The sequence below is a fragment of the Kribbella sp. VKM Ac-2568 genome (assembly GCF_004345365.1).
Classification (GTDB): domain Bacteria; phylum Actinomycetota; class Actinomycetes; order Propionibacteriales; family Kribbellaceae; genus Kribbella; species Kribbella orskensis.
Genome location: NZ_SLVF01000005.1, coordinates 362995 through 385337, shown reverse-complemented (window position 1 = coordinate 385337; position 22343 = coordinate 362995). Strand labels below are relative to the sequence as shown.

At 66.8% G+C, this 22343-nt stretch carries 20 protein-coding genes and 2 pseudogenes; 8 read left to right on the top strand and 14 right to left on the bottom strand.

Features of this window, described 5'->3' with window-relative positions; genetic code table 11:
- Positions 1-130 precede the first annotated feature (130 nt).
- From EV648_RS16365 to EV648_RS16355, 3 genes are all read right to left on the bottom strand, one after another.
- Complete coding sequence (locus tag EV648_RS16365; RefSeq protein WP_158293999.1) at positions 131-1264, bottom strand: zinc ribbon domain-containing protein; 1134 nt, start codon at positions 1262-1264, stop codon at positions 131-133.
- Between the two features lie 385 nt (positions 1265-1649).
- Positions 1650-2666 (bottom strand): LacI family DNA-binding transcriptional regulator, encoded by a 1017-nt coding sequence (locus tag EV648_RS16360; protein WP_132291535.1) that lies wholly within the window; start codon positions 2664-2666, stop codon positions 1650-1652.
- A 12-nt stretch (positions 2667-2678) separates the two neighbouring features.
- On the bottom strand, positions 2679-4412 hold the full coding sequence (locus EV648_RS16355) for a glycoside hydrolase family 36 protein (protein WP_132291532.1): 1734 nt from the start codon (positions 4410-4412) through the stop codon (positions 2679-2681).
- Between the two features lie 102 nt (positions 4413-4514).
- On the opposite strand from EV648_RS16355, the gene EV648_RS16350 reads away from it, so the two are divergent.
- The 4 genes from EV648_RS16350 to EV648_RS16335 are packed head-to-tail and all read left to right on the top strand — an operon-like array spanning position 4515 to position 7893.
- A complete protein-coding gene (locus EV648_RS16350) occupies positions 4515-4745 on the top strand; it encodes a hypothetical protein (protein ID WP_132291528.1) in 231 nt (76 codons plus the stop codon).
- On the top strand, positions 4745-6085 hold the full coding sequence (locus tag EV648_RS16345; protein WP_132291525.1) for an extracellular solute-binding protein: 1341 nt from the start codon (positions 4745-4747) through the stop codon (positions 6083-6085). The genes EV648_RS16350 and EV648_RS16345 overlap by 1 nt, the downstream gene beginning before the upstream one ends.
- Before the next feature lie 3 nt (positions 6086-6088).
- Positions 6089-6991, top strand: coding sequence for a carbohydrate ABC transporter permease (locus tag EV648_RS16340; protein WP_132192503.1), 903 nt, complete (start codon positions 6089-6091; stop codon positions 6989-6991).
- On the top strand, positions 6988-7893 hold the full coding sequence (locus EV648_RS16335; RefSeq protein ID WP_132291522.1) for a carbohydrate ABC transporter permease: 906 nt from the start codon (positions 6988-6990) through the stop codon (positions 7891-7893). Before EV648_RS16340 ends, EV648_RS16335 begins: the two co-directional genes overlap by 4 nt.
- On the opposite strand, the pseudogene EV648_RS16330 reads toward EV648_RS16335, so the two are convergent.
- Positions 7890-8505 (bottom strand): annotated as a pseudogene (locus EV648_RS16330) (transposase); the annotation flags it as partial. The gene EV648_RS16335 and the pseudogene EV648_RS16330 overlap by 4 nt on opposite strands.
- Before the next feature lie 348 nt (positions 8506-8853).
- Here EV648_RS16330 and EV648_RS16325 point away from each other — a divergent pair.
- A pseudogene (locus tag EV648_RS16325) lies at positions 8854-9262 on the top strand (transposase); the annotation flags it as partial.
- Between the two features lie 622 nt (positions 9263-9884).
- Here the strand turns inward: EV648_RS16325 and EV648_RS16315 are convergent.
- Together EV648_RS16315 and EV648_RS42605 are read right to left on the bottom strand one after the other, a co-directional pair.
- Complete coding sequence (locus EV648_RS16315) at positions 9885-10355, bottom strand: hypothetical protein (RefSeq protein ID WP_132291519.1); 471 nt, start codon at positions 10353-10355, stop codon at positions 9885-9887.
- 315 nt (positions 10356-10670) lie between these two features.
- Positions 10671-10826 carry a hypothetical protein gene (locus tag EV648_RS42605; RefSeq protein WP_158293998.1) on the bottom strand — a complete coding sequence of 52 codons (156 nt, stop codon included), beginning with the start codon at positions 10824-10826 and terminating at the stop codon, positions 10671-10673.
- 406 nt (positions 10827-11232) lie between these two features.
- Between EV648_RS42605 and EV648_RS42600 the strand changes: the two genes are divergently transcribed.
- Positions 11233-11388 carry a hypothetical protein gene (locus EV648_RS42600; protein ID WP_158293997.1) on the top strand — a complete coding sequence of 52 codons (156 nt, stop codon included), beginning with the start codon at positions 11233-11235 and terminating at the stop codon, positions 11386-11388.
- A gap of 748 nt (positions 11389-12136) precedes the next feature.
- On the opposite strand, the gene EV648_RS16310 is transcribed toward EV648_RS42600, so the two are convergent.
- Entirely contained in the window at positions 12137-12862 is a 726-nt protein-coding gene (locus tag EV648_RS16310; RefSeq protein WP_132291516.1) for a hypothetical protein, read from the bottom strand.
- Positions 12863-12998: 136 nt separating this feature from the next.
- A complete protein-coding gene (locus EV648_RS42595; protein WP_158293996.1) occupies positions 12999-13142 on the bottom strand; it encodes a hypothetical protein in 144 nt (47 codons plus the stop codon).
- Between the two features lie 881 nt (positions 13143-14023).
- On the opposite strand from EV648_RS42595, the gene EV648_RS16305 reads away from it, so the two are divergent.
- Positions 14024-16132 carry a PD40 domain-containing protein gene (locus EV648_RS16305; RefSeq protein WP_132291513.1) on the top strand — a complete coding sequence of 703 codons (2109 nt, stop codon included), beginning with the start codon at positions 14024-14026 and terminating at the stop codon, positions 16130-16132.
- A 127-nt stretch (positions 16133-16259) separates the two neighbouring features.
- On the opposite strand, the gene EV648_RS16300 is transcribed toward EV648_RS16305, so the two are convergent.
- From EV648_RS16300 to EV648_RS16285, 4 genes are all read right to left on the bottom strand, one after another.
- On the bottom strand, positions 16260-16478 hold the full coding sequence (locus EV648_RS16300) for a hypothetical protein (protein ID WP_132291509.1): 219 nt from the start codon (positions 16476-16478) through the stop codon (positions 16260-16262).
- 161 nt (positions 16479-16639) lie between these two features.
- Positions 16640-16999 (bottom strand): YciI family protein, encoded by a 360-nt coding sequence (locus EV648_RS16295; RefSeq protein ID WP_132291506.1) that lies wholly within the window; start codon positions 16997-16999, stop codon positions 16640-16642.
- Between the two features lie 297 nt (positions 17000-17296).
- A complete protein-coding gene (locus tag EV648_RS16290; RefSeq protein WP_255512844.1) occupies positions 17297-17839 on the bottom strand; it encodes an alpha-isopropylmalate synthase regulatory domain-containing protein in 543 nt (180 codons plus the stop codon).
- Between the two features lie 25 nt (positions 17840-17864).
- Positions 17865-18500 carry a TetR/AcrR family transcriptional regulator gene (locus EV648_RS16285; protein WP_132291500.1) on the bottom strand — a complete coding sequence of 212 codons (636 nt, stop codon included), beginning with the start codon at positions 18498-18500 and terminating at the stop codon, positions 17865-17867.
- Positions 18501-18587: 87 nt separating this feature from the next.
- Here EV648_RS16285 and EV648_RS16280 point away from each other — a divergent pair, with 87 nt between their 5' ends.
- The gene (locus EV648_RS16280) at positions 18588-20066 is read left to right on the top strand and encodes an MFS transporter (protein WP_132291497.1); all 1479 of its coding nucleotides are present in this window, start codon (positions 18588-18590) and stop codon (positions 20064-20066) included.
- Positions 20067-20272: 206 nt separating this feature from the next.
- Here EV648_RS16280 and EV648_RS16275 read toward each other — a convergent pair whose 3' ends face one another.
- Positions 20273-21244: a class I SAM-dependent methyltransferase gene (locus tag EV648_RS16275; RefSeq protein WP_199234645.1), complete on the bottom strand. Its 972-nt coding sequence runs from the start codon at positions 21242-21244 to the stop codon at positions 20273-20275.
- Positions 21245-21276: 32 nt separating this feature from the next.
- On the bottom strand, positions 21277-22323 hold the full coding sequence (locus EV648_RS16270; RefSeq protein WP_199234644.1) for an alpha/beta fold hydrolase: 1047 nt from the start codon (positions 22321-22323) through the stop codon (positions 21277-21279).
- Positions 22324-22343: the final 20 nt, after the last annotated feature.

The window sequence follows — 22343 nt, the reverse complement described above, 5'->3', positions numbered from 1 at the left end:
TACGGGCACCGCCGCGGAATGCAAGCGCGAGGGAAAGGCTCGCAGCAGAGGCTCCGTCACCCAAAGACCGTAGCTATCGCAACACACTGACATAGCCGCGATCCGGGCGTTGGGGCACCTGACAGTTCCGTCAGCGCCAGATGATCCCAGCGACGACGGCTGCAGCGGCAAGCACGCTGGTTCCTACCCACTGCCAGTTCCGTTGCACGAAGGTGCGGCCCGCGTACAGGCGGTCGATCTGAATGGTGAACTCCCGTGTCAGCGAGGGGACGCTGACCGCCCGCTCCCCGTGACCGGGAACAGGCACCCGCATGGAAGCGGACACGGTGAGGCTTTGTTTGCCCGCGATCAGCGGAAGCACGTCGAAATCCCAAGTCGCGGTGTCCGAGACGATTTGCTCACCTTCGGGTGGGTTGAGCCGCTCGACGCGGAACGAGCGGCCCATCAGATCGACGACCATGACGGCCGAGGTGTTGATGACCTCGATGGCGGGAACCTGGGAGTCGGCGACCAGGGCAGCGATGATGCCGTCGGCCTTCTGGCCGCGGGATATCACGACTCTCACGATGTCGCTCCGGCCTTGCCGCAGCGGCGGCACATCGATGCCTAGGGCGCCGAGGCGGACCTCGATGCCGAGCGCCTTTCGCACCGCCGCGTCAAGGCTCACGGTGGACGGGTCAATCTCCACCGAACCTATCGGTTCCGCTGCCTGCGCGACGGTTGCCGGAAGTTGTATCTGCAGTCGGTCGACGTCGCTATCGCTATCGCGTGGGGCAGATGTGCTCGACTGCTCTACGTCGCCGCTCTCCCAACCGCGATAGGCACCGCAGTAGAGGCAGAAGGCGGATCCGGTTGGGGTGAGCTTCTTACAGTCCTGGCACTCGGCCACTCGGTCCGGCACCGACCGGTCATTGCTGGCGTCCAGTCGGCCGTCGTCGTCGCTATCGCGTGGGGCAGATGTGCTCGACTGCTCCGCGTCGCCGTCCTCCCAGCCGAGATAGGCACTGCAGTGGTGGCAGAAGGTGGATCCGGTGGGGTTGCGCTCCCCGCAGTCCTGGCACTCGGCTGTTCGGTCCGGCACCGACCGGTTCGTGGCGGTCGGCACGGGCTGCTGGATCTGCGGCTCTGACCTCGGCGTCTGCTGCAAGGAACTATCGCGCCGGTGACCGAAGTGGGTTCTGAGCCGGCCGGCGACACGGAGACCGATCCATACGGCGGCTAATAGCGCTGCTGCACTCGCGACGGCTATCAGGACCTCGACCACGACTGTCCGCCCCCTTGGTGCTGTAGTGGCAGCGTCCGCCCTGCGCCCCGACCCGGTCAACAATCCTCAGCAGCTGCCATCGACCGGAGGCAGATGCGAGCGAATGCGCACTATCAGCCGGCGCTCATGTCCCTTCATGCTGTTTCGGCATGTGCTCCTACATTGGCATGACAGGCCGTTTGCACAGCAGCGGCCGTTCGGTTCGGCACCTGCTCGCCCCAGGACAGCCGCCACATCTGACCACGCTCGCGACAGAGCACCACCGTCGATCCGTCGTACCGGGGCCGCCTCTTCACCGTCGGCACGTTCCTCCGCCCCAACCTGACGATCTACCTGGCCGGCATCGTCGGTACGACGGCCACGCTGCTACTGGCGAGGGCAGCCCTCAAGCACTCGAGCGAACAACTAGTGGTGCCGTGACGAGCCTGCCGGGCTGGTCGGGGTCGCCGCTGATCTCGCGCACTGCGCGGTCGAAGAGGCACGCGGCGATGTCGCGCAGCGGGATCCGCGCCGTCGTGAGGGGGGTGTCGAGCATGCCGGCGAGCGGGAAGTCGTTGAACCCGGTGACGGCGATGTCCTCGCCGACCTTGACCCCGTGCCGCTGCAACGCACGCATCGCGACCACGGCATAGGCGTCGTTGTCCGCCACGAACACATCCGGCCGATCACTGCGGCCGAAGGTCTCCTCGACGTACGAAGAAACCTGCTCGAGCGAACTGAATGACTCCACCACCGCCGGCGACGGGAACTCCCGCAGGAACCCGGCCCGCCGCTGATGCACCCACGGCAGCGCGCTGTCCGTTGCGAGGTAGGCGGCCCTGGTCCGGCCGTTCCCGGCCAGATGGCGGGCGATCCCTGCCATCGAGGTCTCGTTGTCGACGTCGACCCAGCACTGCCGATGCCGCGGCCCGGTCCGCCCGAACGCGACGAACGGGAACGGCCGCTGACTCAGGAACGCGATCCGCTCGTCCTGCGGCATCGTCTCCAGTACGACGATCGCGTCGACCTGCCGGGCCGCGATCAAGCTCTCGTAGAGCGCGATCTCGGTCGCGCCCTCGGTCGGCGTCGTGACGTGGACGCCGTACCCGGAGATCGCCGCCGACTTCACCAGACCGCCGAGCAAGCCGTGCAGGAAGCCACCCAGGCCAGGGTGCTGGTCGCTGAACGCGTCGTCCTCGAGGTAGAGCGGCAGGCCGATTACCTGGCTTCGGCCGGACGACAACGCCCGTGCCGCGTGGTTCGGGGTGTAGCCGAGTTCCTTGATCGCGGCGCGCACCGTCCGGATGGTCGGCTCGCTCACCCGGTGCGGCGCGTTCAGCACGTTGGACACCGTCATGGCCGACACTCCGGCCAATCGGGCGACGTCCGCGACCGTCGTCCTGCGTGGTTTCTGCTGCGTCAATCCAGCCCCCTGTCACTTCCGCTCGATCCGCGCCAGGCCGGCCACGGGTACGTCGATCGCCCACAGTTCGGTGGCTGCCGTCGTACTGCGATGGACCTCGGCGCCCGAGCAGTCCCACACTACGAGGTCGACCGGTCCAGGTCCGGCGCCTTCGACCAGTATGCGTGGTTCGCTGCCGCCATTCACAAGCACCACCGACCGGTCGGAGTTACTCAAACGCACAACTGGGTTGGTGAAAACGGCCACGACAGTCTCCGCACCGGCGGCCCGCACCTGCGTGTAGCGCGCGTCCGGGCGCGACGGAGTCAGTACGCCGTGCAGCAGCGCATCGGCGTGGTCCCGCAGGAATCCGAGCCAGAACCGTACGACGCGTTGCTGCACGGCCGGCAACGCAACGAGCTCCATCGACACCTGCGGCGTACTGAACATCGCACCGATGAACTGCTGGGCGACGGTCTCCGGGGAGGCCGACGGATGCCACATCAGCATGTCCGAGTGGACCGCGCGATCGCCCGCCAGCAACCGGCTGTCGATCGTGCGCACACGGTTCTCCACCGGATCCATAGCGCAGTCGCCGGCCCGCAGGAACGTGCCGAACTGCCACAGTCGCGGGTTCACGTAGTCCTGCCGGAACTCGATCAGCAGGTCCGGCCGCAACCTGCGCAGCTCGGCCGTGATCGCGTGCAGGATCAGCTCGACACCTTCGTCGATCGACGAGCAGTCGCCATCGGGCGCCGGGTGAGGGGACGACCATGCCCAGGTGTCGAGGAAGTCGAGCTTCAGCCCGTCGACACCCCAATCCCGCACCGGCCGGACACAGCTCTCGACGATGTGCTCGCGCACCTCGGGGTACCTCGGATCCAGCACGGAGGCGCTCAGACCGTCGACGTAGCCGAGGGTGCGGTCTTTCATCCGGTCCCACGCCTTGGAGTGCTCACCGATCAGCGGCGGCGCGATCCACAGCACGTAATCCACTCCGAGCTCGTGCACCCGCCGTACATGACCGGCCATGTCGGGGAAGATCTGACTGGTCGGCTCCCAGTCGCCGCAATGGGCGTAGCCGCGCGCGGTGTCGTCGGTCTGCCAGCCGTCGTCGACGATCACTGCGGAGCAGCCGTACGACGCTCCTGCACGGGCGTGCCGTTCGACGGACTCGGCGGAGACGTGCTGGTGGTCGCTGTACCAAGTCGAGTACATCGCTTGCCGGGCCGGCTCGGGCACCGGCGCGATCCGGTGGCCCAGCTCGGCCGTCCATTCGTCGGTCACACCGCGCAGCGCTTCGGCGAAGTGCAGCTCCCGCAGGTCGATCCGCAAGGTGAAGCGGCGGACGCCGTCTGTCGGCTCGATGTCGTCGACCGCGAGCTGGACGAGTTGCTCCGCGCCTTCTTCGTTGACGCCGACCGCGAAGTCGCAGCCGCGGACCGTGGCGGACAGCGAGATCGTCAGCGGACTCCGGTCGCCGGCGTCGACGAGGGCCGCGACCGGCGCCGAGCGGACCGACCGGATGTCGCGGTGCGAACCCCAGTCGGTCGGCAGCTCCCGATGCGATCCCTGCGTCGCGCGCCACAGCGTCACCGCGGACTCGGCCGGCCAGGTCCAGCAGATCCGGACGGCGTCGTCGGCGACCACGTCGTACCGCAGCACGCCGGGCTGGGTGCCGGTGAGCTCGGTGATCGAACGGGCACCGGTGACCGACGCGGTCCGGACTGTGCGGCCGTCAGGAGACCGGATCTCGAAAGTCGTCACGATAGCGAATATAGCGATAAAACAGAGTTGCCAGAAGGTATTGACGGAATTGCTGGGCGCTTCTAGTTTTAGCGCTCATATCCGATCCTCCGAGGAGTCGCCGTGCTGGCTCTGAGCTCCGACAGCGCGGTCGTCGAGGACGCCTTCGGCTGGGCCCGGAAGCAGGCGCTGGGCTGGGTCCAGACGGCGCCGACCCGGGGTTCCGGCACTTCGCCCGCTCGGCGACGCCGGCGCGGATCTTCGGGGCAACCGAACCCGCGACGGCGGCGGCCGCCCGGGCAGCAGGACAACAGCCAGCACGGGGAATCGAACCTAGAGAAGGAGAACTGTTGATGCCGACCAATGAGAAGCCCTTCGGACGACCGATCACACGTCGTGGTTTCCTGGCCAGTGCGGCCCTCGCCGGAGTGGGCTCGAGCGCGTTGCTGACCGCCTGCGCCGGCGGAAGCGCGGGCGGAGGCGGGGGCGGCACCTCGAGCACCCCTGGCAAGGGCGGCAGCCTGACATGGGCCTCATGGGCGAACCCCGGCGAGGCGGAACGGTTCCGGCAGATCTCGAAGGACTACGAGGCCGCGCACGGGAGCAAGGTCACCTTCCAGGTCGTCGTCGGTGACTACGGGGCCAAGCTGCTCACCCAGCTCGCCGGCAACAGCGGTCCGGACGTCTTCTACGTGCAGGACTCCGGCATGCAACGGCTCATCCAATCCAAGAACGTCGCCGATTTCACCGAGTTCACGTCGAAGCCGGACTCGCCGCTCAAGCTCGACGACCTGTACCCGAACCTGATGGAGTGGTGCAAGCCTGCCGACGGCAGCCCGGGCACCTACGGACTGGTCGTCGACTGCAACCCGATCGTGTTCTGGTTCAACAAGGACATGGCCGCGGCCGCCGGGATCACCCAGAATCCCGCTCAACTGCAGGAATCCGGTACCTGGAACCGGGACGCCCTCGACGACTTCCTGACCAAGATCAAGGCCACTGGTAAGCGGGGCATGGTGCTGGAAGGCGGCTTCGGCCCCATGTTCAGCTGGATGACCGCCTTCGGAGGCAAAGTCGTCGACGGCGACAAGGCGATCTTCAACGAGGACGCCAAGTCGATGGAGACCCTCGAGTGGCTCTGGGAGGGAATGGCCAATCGCAACATCACCTATGGTGGGTCGCTGCCGAAGGGTCAGGGCATCGACGCCCTGTTCTACGGCCAGCAGCTCGCCAGTTGCCAGATGGGACGCTGGATTCTCCCGAACCTCAAGAAGCTGAAGTTCGGCTACGACATCGCACCGTTCGCCTCCGCCGACGGCAAGACCGTCCCGCCGGTGATTGTCTACACCGCGGCCATGGGGGTGAACGCCAAGGCCAAGGACCCCGAAGCCGCGATGTACTTCGCCACCCGGTTCGTCAACAAGGACGGTCAAAAGGCCCGGCTCTCCGGCGGAGGCAACGCGGTGCCGGCCACCGCGGGACTGGAAGACGTGGTGCTGGAGAACAAGCTGCCCGAGCACTGCGCCTGGTTCACCGACGTCGCCAAGAACGGCTATGCCATCCCGCCTGCCATCGCGTCCAAGGCGGAGGTCGGAGCCAACCTCGGCACCGAGATGGACAAGTCGATCAAGGCCGGCGACAGCGCGAAGGTGTGGGCCGACAAGATCTGCAAGTTCATCAACAACGGGAGCTGAGGCATGCCGCTCGCGCCCGATGTGAAGCGCAGACGGCGGACCGAAGCGCTGTGGGGGTACGCCTTCCTCACCCCTCAGCTCGTCGGCCTGATCGCCTTCATGCTCGGTCCCCTGATCTTCGCCCTCTTTCTGTCGTTCTCGAGCTGGGACGGTTTGGGCTCGCGCACGTTCGTCGGACTGCAGAACTTCACCGGTGTGTGGCAGAACGCCCAGCTGCGGCAGTCCTGGCTGAACACTGCATGGTTCACGGCCCTACAGGTGCCCGGGCTCATGATCACCGGCTTCTTCTTCGCGTTCTTCATCCAGAAGGCGGGTCGATTGACGCCCCTCTACCGGATCTTCTTCTTCGCGCCCCAGGTCACGTCAACCGTCGCGGTGGCCGCCGTCTGGCTCTGGCTGCTGAACCCCGAGATCAGTCCTATCAACGCCCTGCTGAAGTCGCTCGGGGTGCCCAACCCACCTGACTGGCTGCAGGATCCGGGGACGGCGATCCCTGCGATCGTCCTGGTGTCGATCTGGCAGGGCCTCGGCTACATGATCGTGATGTTCGTCGCCGGCCTGCAGAACATCTCGCCGACCCTGATGGAGGCCGCGGACATCGACGGCGCCTCGGAATGGCAGAAGCTGCGCAAGATCACCGTGCCACTGCTGTCGCCGACCATCCTGTTCCTGTCGATCACCTCGATCATCGGGTCCTTCCAGGTGTTCGACTACATCTTCTTCTTCTTCGACACCACAGCGCCGGCGAACGCCCACACGATCGTGTACGACATCGTGAACATCGCCTTCCGTGAGTTCAAGTTCGGGTTCGCTGCGGCAATCGCAATTTACCTGTTCCTGATCCTGCTGGTCCTGACCGGCCTCCAGCTTCTTGCTCAGAAGAGATGGGTGCATTACACCGAATGACTTCCTCATCAGGCGAGATCAGCGCCCGGGCCATCGAACCGGCGCGTCGAAAGAGTCTTTCTCATGGGCTGAGCGGGGGTCGGTTCAAGCCGTCCTGGATTCCGCTGCACCTGCTTCTGGCCGCGGGCTCGCTGGTGATGTTCGTGCCATTCCTGTGGATGTTGTTCTCGGCCTTGAAACCGCTGGACGAGATCTTCGCCCAGCCGCCGAGACTGCTGCCGAAGGTCTGGCAACCGCAGAACTTCGTCACCGCATGGCAGGGCGCCGACTTCGCCCGGGCGTACTTCAACAGCGCCTACATCGCCGCCCTGGTCACGATCCTCACGCTGATCACCTGCTCGATGGCCGCGTACGCCTTCGCGCGGATCCGTTTCCCAGGGCGCAGGGTGATCTTCGGCATCTTTCTGGCCACCATGATGGTTCCGTTCCAGCTGACCGTGATCCCGCTCTACGTCATCCTGGGGCAGCTCCGCTGGATCGACACCCACCTGGCGCTGATCGTCCCGCCCGCGTTGTTCAACGCCTTCGGCGTCTTCCTCCTCCGCCAGTATGTCCGCGGCATTCCGCTGGAGCTGGAGGAAGCTGCCGCGATCGACGGCGCGGGGCGGGTCCGGATCTTCACGACCATCATTCTGCCGCTGCTGCGTACCCCACTCGTGGCCCTCGGTATCTTCGTGTTCCTCGGGCAGTGGAACTCGTTCTTCTATCCGCTGATCTTCCTGAACAGCGATCAGAACTTCACGATTCCGCTCGTGGTCAACCAGTTCAAGGGCGCCTACTCCTCCGATTGGACCAGCCTGATGGCGGCCACGACGATGGCAGCGCTGCCGATGCTGCTGGTCTTCATCATCGCCCAGCGTCAGATCGTGCAGGGTATCGCTCTGTCCGGTTCGAAGACTTGACCGATACCGGCACTGTCGTTGAGTTCGGCGGTGATCCGTGGAGCACCCTGGTCTTGTCGGTATCGTGGACGGCGCGGATCCGCTCCGCGAGCGCCGCGTCTGCTGCGGTCCGTTCCTGGTGGGCGGGAGCGGCCTTCAGCCACGCGTAGTACGACGAGCGCTCGATCTCGACGAGCGCGCACAGCCGCTTCACGCTCCAGCCAGGGGCGGGAGGTGGTGGAGTGGTCGGCGACGAACTGGAAGCGGTTCACCAGTTCGTCTCCCCGGCGAAATACTTGGCCGCTTGGCGCAGGATCTCCCGCTCGGTCGTGAGCTTGGTCTTGTCCGCCCGAGTTGCGCGTTCTCGGCCTCGAGCCGGGCGAGCTTCGCCTCCGGCGACTCCGGCGCGGCACCCGTCGGTGTCTTACGCCGGCGGGTCCGCGAAGGGCTGCTGACAATGGTGCCGTCGCCGGTCGTCTTCTCGCCCGAGCCATACACCTCGACCCAGCGAGCCAGGGTCGCCCGCTCGATCCCGAGATCCGGCGCGATCCCACGCAACGTCGCCCCCGAAGTGGACTCGTACAAGTCGACGGCCTGCCGACGAAACTCCTCGGAGTAGTTCTTACGGGCCATAGTTCTCAATCATCTCGCTTCCCCAGCACATGCTGGATTCAGCGTGTCCAAGAACCAGGGTCAGGGCCCCATCGACCCTCACCCGCCAGCCTGCTCACACTCATAACGGTCTTGGATGAAGTCGCCCCTCTCGTCCGAGAGATTCACGGACTCCTGACCAGTGACAAGGCATCTCAAGTCCAGGCAGAGGCCCAAGCGAAGCGCAGGGAGGAGTTGCGTGCGAAGCAGCGTGAGGCCGGCAGCAGGGCGGCGGATTTCGCGTGGGCAGACTGAAAGGTGCTCCTGACCAGCGACGATGTGGTTTGTCTAGGACCATGTCGTGCGGAGCCGAGGAGCACCTTCCAGGTGATGAAGACTACCGGGTTGTATCCGTGCGTTCGGGTTGATGCTGCCGGTTCGGGGGTGGTGTCGCAGGCCGGTGGTCTGTTGCTCACTGAGGCGGTGCGGGTCAGTGGCCTGGGCGCGGAGCGTCGCGAGCGCTGGTGCCGTGTGGCGCAAGCCGTTGGCCCGGCACGACCCGGCCAAGATCGTCACCGATCTGGCGATCGTGCTCGGGTTGGGTGGGAACTGCCTGGCCGACATCGCGGTGCTGCGCGGCGAGCCGGGCGTGTTCGGCCCGGTCGCCTCAGATCCGACGGTGTCCCGCACGATCGACGCGCTGGCCGGCGACGTCGAGCGGGTGCTGAATGCGATCAATGTCGCCCGGGCGGCGGCCCGCGCGCGGGTGTGGGCGCTGGCCGCAGATACACCAGCGCACCGCCACAGGATCACTTCAGGTGGGAAACGGAACCCGGTGAACCCCGACGGCACTGTCACGGGCGGCCTCGCACGAGGAGTGTGCTTCATCGACCCACGCCCTTCACTGACCGCGGCGATCCGCCAACGCAATGGTGCCCCGCCGACCAGTACACCGCCGTCGCGGAGACCACCGACCACGGCTGTCCGATCCGCGACCATCTGGCCGCTGTTGCACGACGGCGAGATCATCTGCGCGACGGCTCTGGAAGGTGCCCTGCTGGTGTCGACCCGGGGCGGCGATTACGAGACACCTCGGCAAGGACCTGTCGATCGGGTATCTGTCCCACGACGCCGAGCGGGGTCGAGCTCTATCTGCAGGAGTCGCTGACATTCCTGGCCCTCACCGCGGAGTCCAGTGTCGTACTGATCTCCTGATCACAGTTCCAGCAGCGCACGTTCCTCCCGGCCAGCTCGCGCCCGAGCCGGCGCAGGCTCGAGTCGGGCAGCCGGCCGCGTCACGCCGGCGCACGAGTTTGTCGCGCCGGCCATCGATGATCGTCCGCCGCGCTTCGATCGCTGCCCGGTGCTCCTGCGGCCGGTTGATCTCGCCGCGTCGGACTCCGCCGCTTGGTCGGCTGATGTCAGGCGAGAAAGTCGATGCGGTGTTCTTGGCCGGCGAAGGTGAAGGTGTCGCCGAGTTGGAGTCCCTTAAGCGAGGAGTAGATCAGCGAATCGGACGACAGGCCTTCGTAGGTCGCGCCGTCGCACTCGAACGCGGCCGCCACGACGCCGACGACGTAACGAGCGCCGTCAAAGCCGACGAACGCTCCGTGCGCTACTGCAGTCTTGACGCCGAAGTCGAGATTCTCGATCCGGGTCAGGGTTGTTTTCTGCCGGTCCTCGACATCGTTGAGCAGCCCACTCAGGTCACCGGCCTCAGCGGACTGGGACAGATCGCCGACCGAGTCCGCTACGTCAGGGGCCAACTGTGCCGCGGACTCGTGTTCCGCGGCGCCCGCGCGCGACGACCGAAGCTCGGCTTCGGCGTGGGCGATCAGCGCGTCCTTGACCCGCTGTTTGGCGACACTGTCCATCGCGGCCGGCTCAGTCATCGGCAGTCCTTCCAGGGAAACTCTTCCGCCACCGTCCCACAGCCGGGCCGTCTCGGCCACGGATCACAGTCTGCGGATCGCTCCGGCGACGGGGTGTCGCGTCAACGGGTGAGGAAGTTTGCGGTCGGGTCTCATGGAGATCGCCTGCGGCTTCGGGGCTGGTCGGGTCGGATGTGCGCTGCGTGGTGGGTGTTGGTGAGCTGGACTCGGGACTGGACGTCGAGTTTGGCGAAGATGGCGCGGAGCTGGGTGCCGACGATGTTGTCGGAGATGCCGAGGGTCGAGGCGGCGACTTGTTGGTGTGGCCGGCGGCGATCAGTTCGCGACGCGTTGCTCGGCATCGGTGAGGGCTGCCCAGCCGGCGGTCGGGCGCGTGGCAGCCGGTTTCCACTTCGTACGCCGCGCGCCGGCCCGGCGCGCGGCCGCCCGGCGCATGGCCTCGATGCTGTCGCGGCCGACCCGCGAGCCCATAGCGTCGTATACGTCGGCTCGGTTCAGCGCGACGGATGCGTTTCGCGCTGGGTGAGCTGGAACCGTCGACAGGTCCCGATCTCCCAGCCCGCACGGGCATCGCGTCGCGCCACCATCAGTCCACCGAAGTCACCTGTGGATCAGGGCAAAGCCCCAGCACCCTGGTGTCAGGGCTGTCTCGCGATCGTGTACCGGATCGTGTCGTTCGCAGCGCCTCACCCGAGATCTTCACGATGTGCAAGGTGTGCTCACCATCCTTCAGACCGGGATCAGTGAACACCTGCCGTGCCGTGACACGCACGTCGTTGAAGAGGTTCACCCGCCTCACGACGCTTCCGCTCGGCCGGCGTACGCCGGATCGGGTGCGACTCGGGAAGTTATCTTCGTTAGTGGTAGAGGGTGGCGGATGGGAGTCGCGCAGGCGTTGCCGGGCCGGGGGAGCGGGGTGCGGTTGGATGTCGCGGCCGCCACTTTCCTCGGCACGATCACCGTGCCGAAAACCCGCCGCGCGTACGCCGCCGGGCTCGACCGCCTGGTCAGCGAGTTCGGTTGCCGACGCTGACCTGCAGCTGCTCGGTGTCGATCCTGACCGGGTTGCTGGCTGGTTCGTTGCGGCCTGGGACGACTCGGCGCCGAGCACCTGCAACGCCCGGTCCGGATCCGGACTCGGCCGATGCCCCCGGCCCGGACTCGGGCCCTGAGCAGGGCACAGATGGGTAAGCGCGGCCAAACGGTGATTCGTGAACAGAAGCGGTCTGTCGTCGGCTACGGGTTGCTGGGCGCTGGGGAGGCCCAGCGCCGGGTGGCCGCTGCCATCCCCTACAAGTTCAACAATCGGCACTTCCTCGACGCCGGGAGGCTCAAAGGCATCCGCCCGCTGGCAGGCTCGAACGACCCACATCCCGAACGGACAGTACTGCTTGTACATCGAACTGCCGAAGTCCTCCGGCTACACAACGGTGTGGGTGGACTGGCTTATCAAGAGCTGCCAGACCGCCACGGGCTTCCCAGCACAGCTACCTAATTTTCGGCTTCGAAGGCTGCCCGGACGTCGTCCCCGCCGTCGCGCAAGCTTCCGGCACCCCCGCCCGCCCAGCGGCCCGACCCGGTCGCTGTCGTTGGAGCCGTCCCAACGTGCACTGATAAGGCTGTCCTGGTCATCGACGGTTGCGTCGAGGCGCTGGCAGAAGCCCGGTCCGGCCTGCCCCCTACATCTCCCACCTACCGCCCTCGAAGCTCATCTGGTAGTTCCGGCAGGCTCCGCGCACGATCGGCGTGGAGCCTGGCGTTGGTATCGCTGGGGTGACGGATCAGCCGGCGGCCTTGAGGAGATCCTGCTGGAGGTTCGAAATGGCGGCGGCCAGCCGGGTGTCGGGGCGGAGGCCGTCGATGGTCTGGCTTGACTCGGTCACCGTTACTTGGGCGAGGACGTTGCCGACGACAAAATTCACGTTCGCACCTGCCGTGAAGCGCGTGGGAGACGACTTCTTTGTCAGTCCTGAATCCGTCCAGGTGCGCGAGATGCCCCGGACCGTGAACGTGTCGCCGTGCTCGTACTGTCCCCAGAAACGGTTCTGGAGCGTCACCGCGCCCTCGTGAGAACGGAACCGGTACAGATAGACCGCCAGTCGTCGGTCGTCGGACGACATGCGGATGCTGACGTACCCGCGGACGAATCCGGTCCGGGCGAGCAGCTGGCGATCCTCCTGCGGGGTCCCGGACAACTTGCTGACGAACCGCTCCACGTCGAACGCACCGACCCGTTGCCGATCCCAGTCCCGGGGCGACCTTCGAGTGAAGGTGGCGGATCGGACCACCAGCCGCGCGAGATCGACCTGCCGTGGCGTGGCAGTCGGCGCGGTCGGCCGCGGCGATACGGCTCGTGACGGTGTCGCCGCAGGAGCCGACGCCCGTGGTGCGGGAGTCACCGAAGTTATCGCCGAGACCGTCGTCGGTGGCGGCGCACTCTGCTCGGAGGAGCCGCCGCAGCTGACCAGCAGTGGCACAGCAAGCAGGGCAAAACCGGCACGCATCATCTGGTGTTCCTTCGTCCCCGCCGGACTCGCTCGTCCGGCCGAAAGCAGACCCTACCCAGGGACAGGGTGCTTGCGCGCACTCGCGCGACGCGAGTACGCGACTTCCTCCTCGTCACCAACGAGATCGTCGAGAACTTCAACGACAACCCAGTGCATCCTTGGTGCGCGCCCGGATGAGGGCGATCTCCTTCTCGCGGGCGTCGTCGGACCACCGGATCAGTCCGTCGGCCACCCGGCTGCCGACGTGCACGGCGCGCTGTACGTCCTTGGTGATCGTCATGCCGTTGACGCAGACCTGCACGACCAGATGGGGAGTGATGGTGAACGCTCCGCGCCGACCTCGCTGCGGGAGATGATGAACCCGGCGAACACGGTGGGGTTTTCGGCGCCGGTGGCGCCGGTGGCGCCGTGGCGCCGGTGAACCGTGAGCGGTAGCCCTTCAGCAGCTAGGGTGCGAACGCTGCAACCTCTTCGGCCTGGATCCGGACGCACATGCGGGAGTCGGGTCAGGTCGCAACCTCGGATGTCGATCGGTACGCCGGCAGCGCGGACACCGTCGAGGGTCGCGGTGAGGGCGTCCAGGTTGTCGATCAGCTTGAACTTGTCCGACAGCAGCGGCCCGGGCCAGCCCGGAGCCCTCGCTCCACGGAAGGTACGGACGAGGAACGACCGGTCGTCGCCGGTTACTCGAGGGCGTCTTGGCGCACACCGGACCCGCGGGGGCACTCACGTCTTAACTCACGTGAATCAGCGGCAGAGAGTGAGAATTCTTGAGCGTCGGCGACATGCTCGGTTAGGCATAAGCCCAGGTCATGAGTGCTTGTGCGGATTGATGGCAGGCAACGAGAGGCCTGGGCTCAGAAAGCGGTGGTTAGGGGTTCGAGTCCCCTCGTCGGCTCTCTGACCAGGCGTTACTACTCCCTGTAGCCGGGATCGCAGACGGTCTGTCAATGGCGGGCAGAGCCGGCACAGGAAGGCGACGCTCGACAGGGCGATAGTGCAGACGGTTCAGACGGCGCCCACACGGCATCGCGCGCCGGCGGCCTCGGACCGCCATCCGGGTCGCCTAAAGGTGCGGAGCTGCCGATGTAACGTTCGGCTGCCGTAGCCGATAGGGGGGCGCGGCCATCTTTCTGCCGCTCTGACTTCTGGGGGTTCCCTTTGCGCACGTTCCTGCGCTTCGCCACGCCGATGGCTCTGTCGGCCGTCTTCCTGACTGCGGCTGTCCCGGCAACGGCGGTCACCGGTTTCACCACGTCGACCCAGCAGGCGGCGTCGGTTCCGTCGGTGCCGCTCGGGGTGCGAGTGAAGGGCACCTTCACCGGGATCGACCTGGCCTGGAACCTTCCGGCGGACGAAGGGACCGTCGACGGGGTGACCGGCTTCGTCGTTCGCCGGTCCGTGAACGGGACCGAGACCGCCTACACCGTGCCGCGAACGGCGGTCACCACCTTCACCTGGCAGGACACCGAGCGGCTCCCCAAGGCGACGTACTCCGTCGCTGCGGTGAACGCCGACGGTGAGGGACCGTCCAGCACTCCCGGCCCGGCCGACACCGTACCGGGTGCCACTGTCGCCGACCCGACCGATGCCATCACCGTCGCTCACACCGTGACGACAGGCGGCGTCAGCCGCACGTTCCTCGGCCAGATCGCCGTCCAGGGGGCAACCCACGTCATTCCGATCGCCGCCTCTGGCCCGACGCAGCAGGTCGACAAGGCCATCGCGGCGTCGGCCGACGGGCGGCAGGTCGTCTTCTCGCAGGCCAAGACGAGCCTGTGGACGGTCTCGGCGGTCGTCCCGCACGCCCAGCCGGTGAAGATCCTCGACGGGTCGAGTGGGATCACGGCGAAGTCCTGGTCCCCGGACGGCACCCGGATCGCCTTCGAACGGGAACAGGACGGTACCTCCTGTGTCGAGGTCATCGGTGCGACCGGCGGCGCACCGATCCGGGTCGGCTGCAACCTGGCCGCGCCGTCCTGGCTGCCCGACAACCAGGCGCTGATCGTCAAGGACCAGGTGACAGGGAAGCTGCAACGCGTCCAGGCAAAGGCCGGCGGTGTGGTCCTGACCACCTACGCCGGTACCGAGTTGGCGCAGCACCCGGTCGCGTCACCGAACGGTCTGTGGATCGCCTACTTCAAGAACACCTCGGTGAACGTGATCCCGGTCGGTGGCGGCACTCCCGTACCGGCTTACCCGTTCGGTACGAGTGGAGAGTCGATCAGTTGGGCGAGATCCAACCTCTTGCTCGTCGCTCGTCGAACAGAGAGCGGAAGCACCCTCCAGCAGGTGCCGGTCAACGACGGACGACCGTACGTGAACGCGCAACTGTTCGACCCGCCGGCCGGGGAACTGGTCGAGTCGGCCGTCTGGCAGGGCCCGCGGATCACAATCAAGCCGACCGCGGCTGCCGTGGGGCCGAATCTGTCGGTGCCCTTCGACACCACCGGACTGGCAAATCCCTACGTGAGCTGCGAGTTCGACGGTGTGAAGACGGCGCCATGCCCGGCATCGCCGTTCCAGAAAGCCGGTGTCGCGGCCGGCACGCACGTGCTGCGGGTCTGGGCCGTCGAGGCCGGCGGACGCGGTACCGAAGCTGTCCGCTGGCTGACCGTCGACACCGCCGTGCCGAGTGTCCGGATCACGGGACCGACGTTCGACGTGACGAAGCTGGCCACCGCGAGGGTCACCTACTCCGGGACGGATAACAGCGGCATCGGCTCGTACGACGTCCGGTGGCGGATCGCGTCCACCGCGGCGAACTTCGGCGCCTACGCCACGATCAAGTCCGGTACGACGGCCAGCTCCGTGGCGATCGGCGTTGCCGCGGGCTACGAGTACTGCGTGTCGGTCCGGGCGCGTGACATCGCCGGCAACCTGTCGGCCTGGACCGCCGACAAGTGCTTCTCCCGACCGTCGGACGACCGCCGGATGGGCGCGGCCAAGGGCTGGGTCCGGGCAGCCCATCCCGCCTACTACCTCGGAACCGCGACCGTCACCAAGGCGAAGAGCATCTCCGTCTCCCAAGGTGTGCAGGCGAAGCGGCTGTTCCTGATCGCAACGAAATGCGTGACCTGCGGCAGCCTGAACGTCTACTACAACGGCAAGTACGTGGGCGTGGTGAACCTCTACAAGGCGACGACCGAGTACCAAGCCGTGGTGCCGCTCCCGGTGCCGGCGACCTTCCTGACCGGGTCGGTCCTCCTCACCACCAGGGTGACCGGCAAGATTTACCAGATCGACGGTCTCGCTGTCCGTCGCACCTGAGACAGCACGTTGGGAGCTGGGATGTGCGCAAAGTCCCTGCTCCCAACGTCTGTCGAGATCCCGCCTCGGTGCCTCCGCGGACGCGAATCCTGCGGCGCCGCCGCGGCGACGTCGGGGAACCGATCGGTCAGGTCTTTGCGCTGCCGAGACCACGCGCGCTCGGCAAGCGGCGGATGCGCACGCCCGCGGCGACGACCATGTCGATGTATGCACTACGCCGCATCTTCAGCGACAGGTGTCCAACGAACGCCAGAGACGTCAGTAGCTGCGACGGTTCGAGTTCCGAGCATTCCGCGATCTCATCGTGGAACGGCAGCCGTTCCACGATGAGATCGCGGTCGACCATTAGGCGTCAGGCGGTCTCGGAGAAGCGCACGCCCGGTGTTGGCGTGGCAGTGGTACCCGAACGAGGTTTCTTCGCGAGGTACTGCTGCTGGTGGTCCATACAGCACGCAAGAGAGCCGCGCCGATGTTCCTCACCATTTTGGACCGAGCCGGGCGATGGAGTCACTTGGCCTGAGGCTGCGGCTTGAAGCGGCGAACCTCATGCGGCCAACCGCATGCCTCCGCGACCTTGCCCGCCCACATCTTGGCGGCCTCGTCATCGGCCACGTCCACCAGAGCGAACCCGCCCAGAAACTCCTTGGTCTCGACGTATGGTCCGTCGGTGATCAACACGTCGCCACTGGTGGGGTCGGCGCTGTAGACCGGGCCGTCCTCCTCCTCCAGCCCTCCGGCGAAGACGTAAGCGCCGGCAGCCTTCATCTCGTCCACGACCGCCATGGCGAGTGGCCCGCGCCCGCGGAACCACTCCTCGGTGTGCTCACCCACCCACTGTTGGTTGAAGTAGATGAGGTACTCGGGCATGTCTGCTCCTTCGGCTCGGGCGGACCCGCTGTCCGCCTCCACCTACGCTACGAACGGCGTCCGGTGGATCCGACAGGCTATCGGCAAGAGTTTTCACGGGACCTCCGCCGTTCGGCCCCGCGCAGGCGCCATGTCCCCTATTCGCGGACATCATCCGCCCTGCCACCGGCTGCGAGTAGCGCAACCGCACTCATCTGCCGCATTCCGCCGGTCCCGACCGAGCCACAGTCCTGGGACTCACCCACCGCAGCGGGCGGCGGCGCTCGCGCTCATCGGACCACGGTCAGCTCACTGGACTCAGCCTCGTGCCGGCCGCTTCGCGTTGTACTGGTTGAGGGCCGCGACGAGGGCTAGCCCGGCGGCCTCCACGACATCCGAGGACGACGCCCGGACCGCAACCCTGCGGCCCGGCAGCTCCACCTCGAGCTCGACCTCTCCGACAGCCTCGCTGCCCGGGCCGACTGAGTACGCCCGGAACGCGACTACCCGCGCTTCCACGCCCGTCGCCAGCGAGATCGAATGGCACACCGCGTCGATGAGCCCGGTGCCAGAACCCTCACCGTGCACCGGTTCACCAGCCCGGGAGAGCTTCACGTTGGCGCGCGGCCCGTCCTGCGTGCCTCCGGAGTACGTGATGGCGTCGAGCTGCCAGCCTGTGGACGGTTCCGTCATGCGATCCCCCTTGATGTCCAGCAAAGCCAGGGGCGGTACTTCCTCGAAAGCATATTGCGCCCGGCGCCCTAAGCCGGAGCCTAACCGGTCCGACCTGCGAAGGGCACAAAACAGATCTCCGCCGCCGAACTCTGGCCCTTCACCGTGCCGACCGCGGGGAACGAGCACCTCCTTGACTCGGCCGCCCCACCAGTCAGGCCCGCCAGCGGTCGGTCAGTTCGTCATTGCTAGGCGGCGGTCCCGGGAGTTCCGAACCGCCGCCCGGTCGTTCCCCGGGCCGGTGCATCGCCTCCAGCATCAGGGTGAGGTACCGATGCCGGAGCTGGTTCGTCCGAGCCTCGTCGCCGAGCTTGATCGACGTGATCTGCTCCAGGATCACTCCGAAGTCCTCGACCACGATCCCCGGCCGGAGGTGCTCCTTCGTCCGCGCGTAGATGGCCTGGTTCAGCTCAGCCGCCCGGGCGGCGTCCTGCCAGAGGTCTGGCGTCGGCGTGAACGTTCCCGCCAGCCGCTGGGTCAGTGAGTTGGTGTCAGCGTCGACCAGCGCCTGGAGGAACGCTCCGAACGCAACCCACGGCTCGCGGTCGTCGGCGAGCGCCTTCTCCGACTCCTCGATGTACCGGGCCAGCCCGTCGCTGCAGAGCTTGCGGAGCAACTCCTCCTTGCTCGCGTACCGCCGGTAGAGCGCGCTGATGCCGACACCCGCGCGCTCCGCCACCGCGGAGATCGGGGCGCCGGGATCGGCGATGAACACCGCCCGGGCGGCGGCCAGGATCACTTCGTCGTTGCGGGCCGCCTGCGCCTTCCGGCCACTGAGAGCTTTCGTCATGTCACCCAGCCTACCACTTGAACGGAATGCTCTGTTCCGCTAGAGTTGGAACAGAACAGTTCGTTCCGTTCGAGCTTGGAGTCGATGATGACCGCAGTCGTAGAACTCCCCCGCAGCGCAGCCGCCGCCGTCGAGGCCGCCCCGCGGCGCCGTCGCAAGCGCTGGCTCGCCTTCTCCGCGGTCATCAGCGCGTCGGTGATGGACCTGCTCGACTCGACTGTGATGAACGTCGCCGCCCCCGCCATACGCGCCGACCTCGGCGGCTCCTACGCGAGCCTTCAGTGGATGGCCGCCGGGTACACGATGGCTCTGGCCGTCCTGCTCCTCGTCGGCGGCCGCCTCGGTGACCTGGTCGGCCGGAAGCAGGCGCTGCTGATCGGCGTCGGCGGGTTCGCCGTGACCTCGTTCCTGTGCGGCCTCGCGGTGTCGTCGGAGATGCTGATCGCCGCGCGCGTGGCCCAGGGCTCGTTCGCCGCGATCATGTTGCCGCAGGGCTTCGGACTGGCCCGAGACCTGTTCGAACCGGGCGAGCGAGCCAAGGCGTTCGGGTTCTTCGGTCCGGTGATGGGTCTGTCCGCGGTGATCGGCCCGATCGTCGGCGGCACGCTGCTCGACGCGGACCTGATGGGTACCGGCTGGCGGGCGATCTTCCTGGTGAACATCCCGGTCGGCATCTTCACCTTCATCGTCGCGGCCAAGTACCTGCCGAACTCCCGGCCCACTGGCCGCCGGATCTCGCTGGACATTCCCGGACTGCTGATCGCCGGCACCGGCCTGGTTGCCCTCGTCTACCCGCTGGTGCAGGGTCACGAGATCGGCTGGCCGCTGTGGTCGAAGGCGCTGCTGGTCGCCTCGGTACCGGTGCTCGCCGGGTTCGGTGTCTACCAGTCCCGCCGGCAGCGCAGCGGCGCGACCCCGCTGATCGAGCCGCGGCTGCTGCGGAGCCGCTCGTACCTGTCCGGCGTGCTCTTCGCGGTGGTCTTCTTCGGTGCGATGGCCGGCACGTTCGTCCTGGGCATGTTCCTCCAGGTCGGCCTCGGCTACACCCCGATCCGCGCGAGCCTGGCGATGGCGCCCTGGGCCTTCGGGGCGCTGATCGGCTCGGCGGTCTCCGGGATCGCGATGCAGAAGTACGGTCGCAAGCTGCTTCACATCGGCCTGGCGCTGATGGCGACTGGACTGATCGGACTGTACGGCGTGTTGGCGCTGACCGGCCTGAACGTCGGGCACTGGGATCTCGTGGTCCCCAACCTGATCGGCGGAGCCGGTATGGGCATGGTCTTCGTCCCGCTGTTCGACATCATCCTGAGCGGCGTCCGGGACGAGGAGGTCGGCTCGGCCACGGGAATGCTGGGCTCGCTCGAGCAGGTGGGTATCGCGCTCGGTATCGCGGTGATCGGCACCATCTTCATGGGCAAGGTCGCCCACGCCACGCCCGCGACCCGCGCCCTGGCCGCACTCGACGGCACCCAGGCGGCGCTCCTCGCCACCGTCGGCGGGATCCTGCTCGCCTTCGCGGTCGGCTTCCTGCTCCCCAAGACCGCCCGAGCCGGCGCCGAGCACTGATCCCAACCGGCCTCGGCCGGGCGGGATAGCGGGCGCTGTTTTCGGCAAGGGCACAGCCCAGGTGGGTGGGAATCCCACCGCGACGGACGGTATCGGCCGGATCCACGACCGGATGCCGTTGGCGATCGCCCCGGACGACTGCGCCCCGGGCCGCCGCCGGTCACCGGCGGCGGCACCTCGGCTCCATCCAGCGGCGGACGCGCTGGCTAGCGTGCTAGGGCGACCGCTTGGATGGCTTGAAGGCGGCCGTCGGTCAAGGCTTCGCTGAGGTTCTTCACGCGCTCGCGGAAGTTGGGGACGAACGCGTGAAGCCCGAGCGGACTGGGTGGAAGTGATCCCATCGTTCGCATCATGGTGCCGACTTCCTCGGTCAAATCCCTCCAGTGCTTGACGGTGAATCCGGCAGCCTCGATGGCGGCACGCACGGCTGCTGGTGTGCTGAGATGGGTGTGGTCGGGTACGTCGGCCCACGGCAACGGGTAGTCGAGTTCGCGTCCGTTGCCGGCGGTGATGTCCCACAGGGCGAGTTGGCCGCCGGCCTTCAGGACTCGCCTCGCCTCCTGATAGAGACCGTCCTTGTCGGCCACGTTCATTTGGACGTGCTGGCTGAACACGACGTCGAACGAGGAATCGTCGAAGGGCAGCGTGGTCACGTCCCCCTGACGTACGACGATCCGGTCATCCAGGCCTACGAGACGGTTGAGCCAGCGGGCAGTCTCGCAGTACTCGTCAGAGAGGTCGACAGCTGCCACTGCGCACCCGAAACGGGCTGCGAGATAGCGCGCGGTTCCTCCGATGCCCGCGCCGGCGTCCAGCACCTCACTGTCCGGCGTGATGTCGACCAAGTCGACGAGCTGCCCGGTCGCGATTCGTCCGCCGGTGTGGTAGTCCTCCATCATCGCGAGATCTGCGGCCTGAAGCCTGTCCAGGTCTTTGCCTGCGGCAACAAGGGCCTGCTCGATGTCGGCCCGGGACGTCGTCGTCACGTACTGGGACGGAATTGCGGTGTCGTTCATGCCATTTCCTCCGTGAGTGAACGATAGTTCTTGGCAGCCGGCAGCGCCGCGTGCAGGACGAGCGAGACCGTGGTCGCGATCACCCCACCGATGAGCGCCGGCCAGAAGTTCTGGATCTGAAGGCGTGCGGCGAAATGTTCCGAGCCCGTGGAAATCAACCACAGCAGAAGAGCATTGACGCCGCGACTCGCATGTCAGACGCTCGTCTCGTCTGCGGTCGGCGTACCGGGGCCTACTCCGTGCCGGGACGCGATGTCAGTGATCGCATCGGCCAGGAGGTTTGGGTGCTCGCTGGTGGTCAGGTGGCCGCCTGGGAAGGTGATGATCTGGGCTTCGGGTACTCGTTCGCGGGCCGCCGTGAGCTGGCGATGCTCGTAGGGGTCCTCGTCGCTGCCGCCGACGTACAACGGCACCGTGCCGTTCAGTTCTCGTGCGAGCGCGGCCAAGTTCCAGCGCGTCGCGTTGCGGCGATGTTCCTTGACGAAGCCGGCACCGTCATGGAGGAACATTGCTCCGCCCCGGCGGACCAATGCCGACCACAGTTCGACGAGTTCGGTCTGGCTCGGGTGGTAGTCGCGCGAGTACATCCGGGCCTGCTTCCATCCCCGGATGAACGACGCCGACGAGTGTTGCGAACCCCGCGCACCAAGGGCACCAAGCGGAGACCTGAGCATCGGAGTTCCCTGCCATGGGTGCGAATGCGCGTCGGCGAACAAACCACCATTCACCATGAAGCCCGCCGCGATCGACGGCGCGATCCGATCAGGCTCCACCACCTGGCGGCGAAGAAGTTCCAGCAGCGTCAGCGAGCCGTAGTCGAAACTGACCACGACAGTACGACCGACGCCGTGGTGCCGCCACAAGGCCTCGACGAGATCGGCTCGTCCGTATGTCGAATGCGGGTAGCGCTTGGGCTTGTCCGAATCGCCCTGACCGACGGGCTCGACGTACAGCCGCGGACCGAGCCCGGCGGGGAGCAGACGATCCACTTGAGCCCAGCCGTAGGAACCGTCCGGAAACCCGGGCAGCATCGTCAGCCACACGGCGTCAGCGTCCGTCCCTGCGGTCGTCGTGCGCTCGAAGACCTTCAGTACGCCGGGTCTCGCGGCGGCCTCGTCGTCGGGCAGTACATCTGCAGACGTCGCGTCGTACCAAATCCGCTGTCCGCCTGCGAACCAGGCGTCCGCGGTCACCCGCACCAGATCGCCGCGGCGCATGTCTGGCTTCGTCTTCTCCTCCATCAGAGGCCCTTCCTCACAGT

Bases quoted from the DNA above. Each gene is read 5' to 3' on its own strand.
- EV648_RS16270 (WP_199234644.1), bottom strand. From the start codon at position 22,323: ATGGAGGAGAAGACGAAGCCAGACATGCGCCGCGGCGATCTGGTGCGG.
- EV648_RS16315 (WP_132291519.1), bottom strand. From the start codon at position 10,355: ATGACTGAGCCGGCCGCGATGGACAGTGTCGCCAAACAGCGGGTCAAG.
- EV648_RS16340 (WP_132192503.1), top strand. From the start codon at position 6,089: ATGCCGCTCGCGCCCGATGTGAAGCGCAGACGGCGGACCGAAGCGCTG.
- EV648_RS42600 (WP_158293997.1), top strand. From the start codon at position 11,233: ATGGGAGTCGCGCAGGCGTTGCCGGGCCGGGGGAGCGGGGTGCGGTTG.
- EV648_RS16310 (WP_132291516.1), bottom strand. From the start codon at position 12,862: ATGATGCGTGCCGGTTTTGCCCTGCTTGCTGTGCCACTGCTGGTCAGC.
- EV648_RS42605 (WP_158293998.1), bottom strand. From the start codon at position 10,826: ATGGGCTCGCGGGTCGGCCGCGACAGCATCGAGGCCATGCGCCGGGCG.
- EV648_RS16345 (WP_132291525.1), top strand. From the start codon at position 4,745: ATGCCGACCAATGAGAAGCCCTTCGGACGACCGATCACACGTCGTGGT.
- EV648_RS42595 (WP_158293996.1), bottom strand. From the start codon at position 13,142: ATGACGATCACCAAGGACGTACAGCGCGCCGTGCACGTCGGCAGCCGG.
- EV648_RS16295 (WP_132291506.1), bottom strand. From the start codon at position 16,999: ATGCCCGAGTACCTCATCTACTTCAACCAACAGTGGGTGGGTGAGCAC.
- EV648_RS16300 (WP_132291509.1), bottom strand. From the start codon at position 16,478: ATGGTCGACCGCGATCTCATCGTGGAACGGCTGCCGTTCCACGATGAG.
- EV648_RS16335 (WP_132291522.1), top strand. From the start codon at position 6,988: ATGACTTCCTCATCAGGCGAGATCAGCGCCCGGGCCATCGAACCGGCG.
- EV648_RS16285 (WP_132291500.1), bottom strand. From the start codon at position 18,500: ATGACGAAAGCTCTCAGTGGCCGGAAGGCGCAGGCGGCCCGCAACGAC.
- EV648_RS16280 (WP_132291497.1), top strand. From the start codon at position 18,588: ATGACCGCAGTCGTAGAACTCCCCCGCAGCGCAGCCGCCGCCGTCGAG.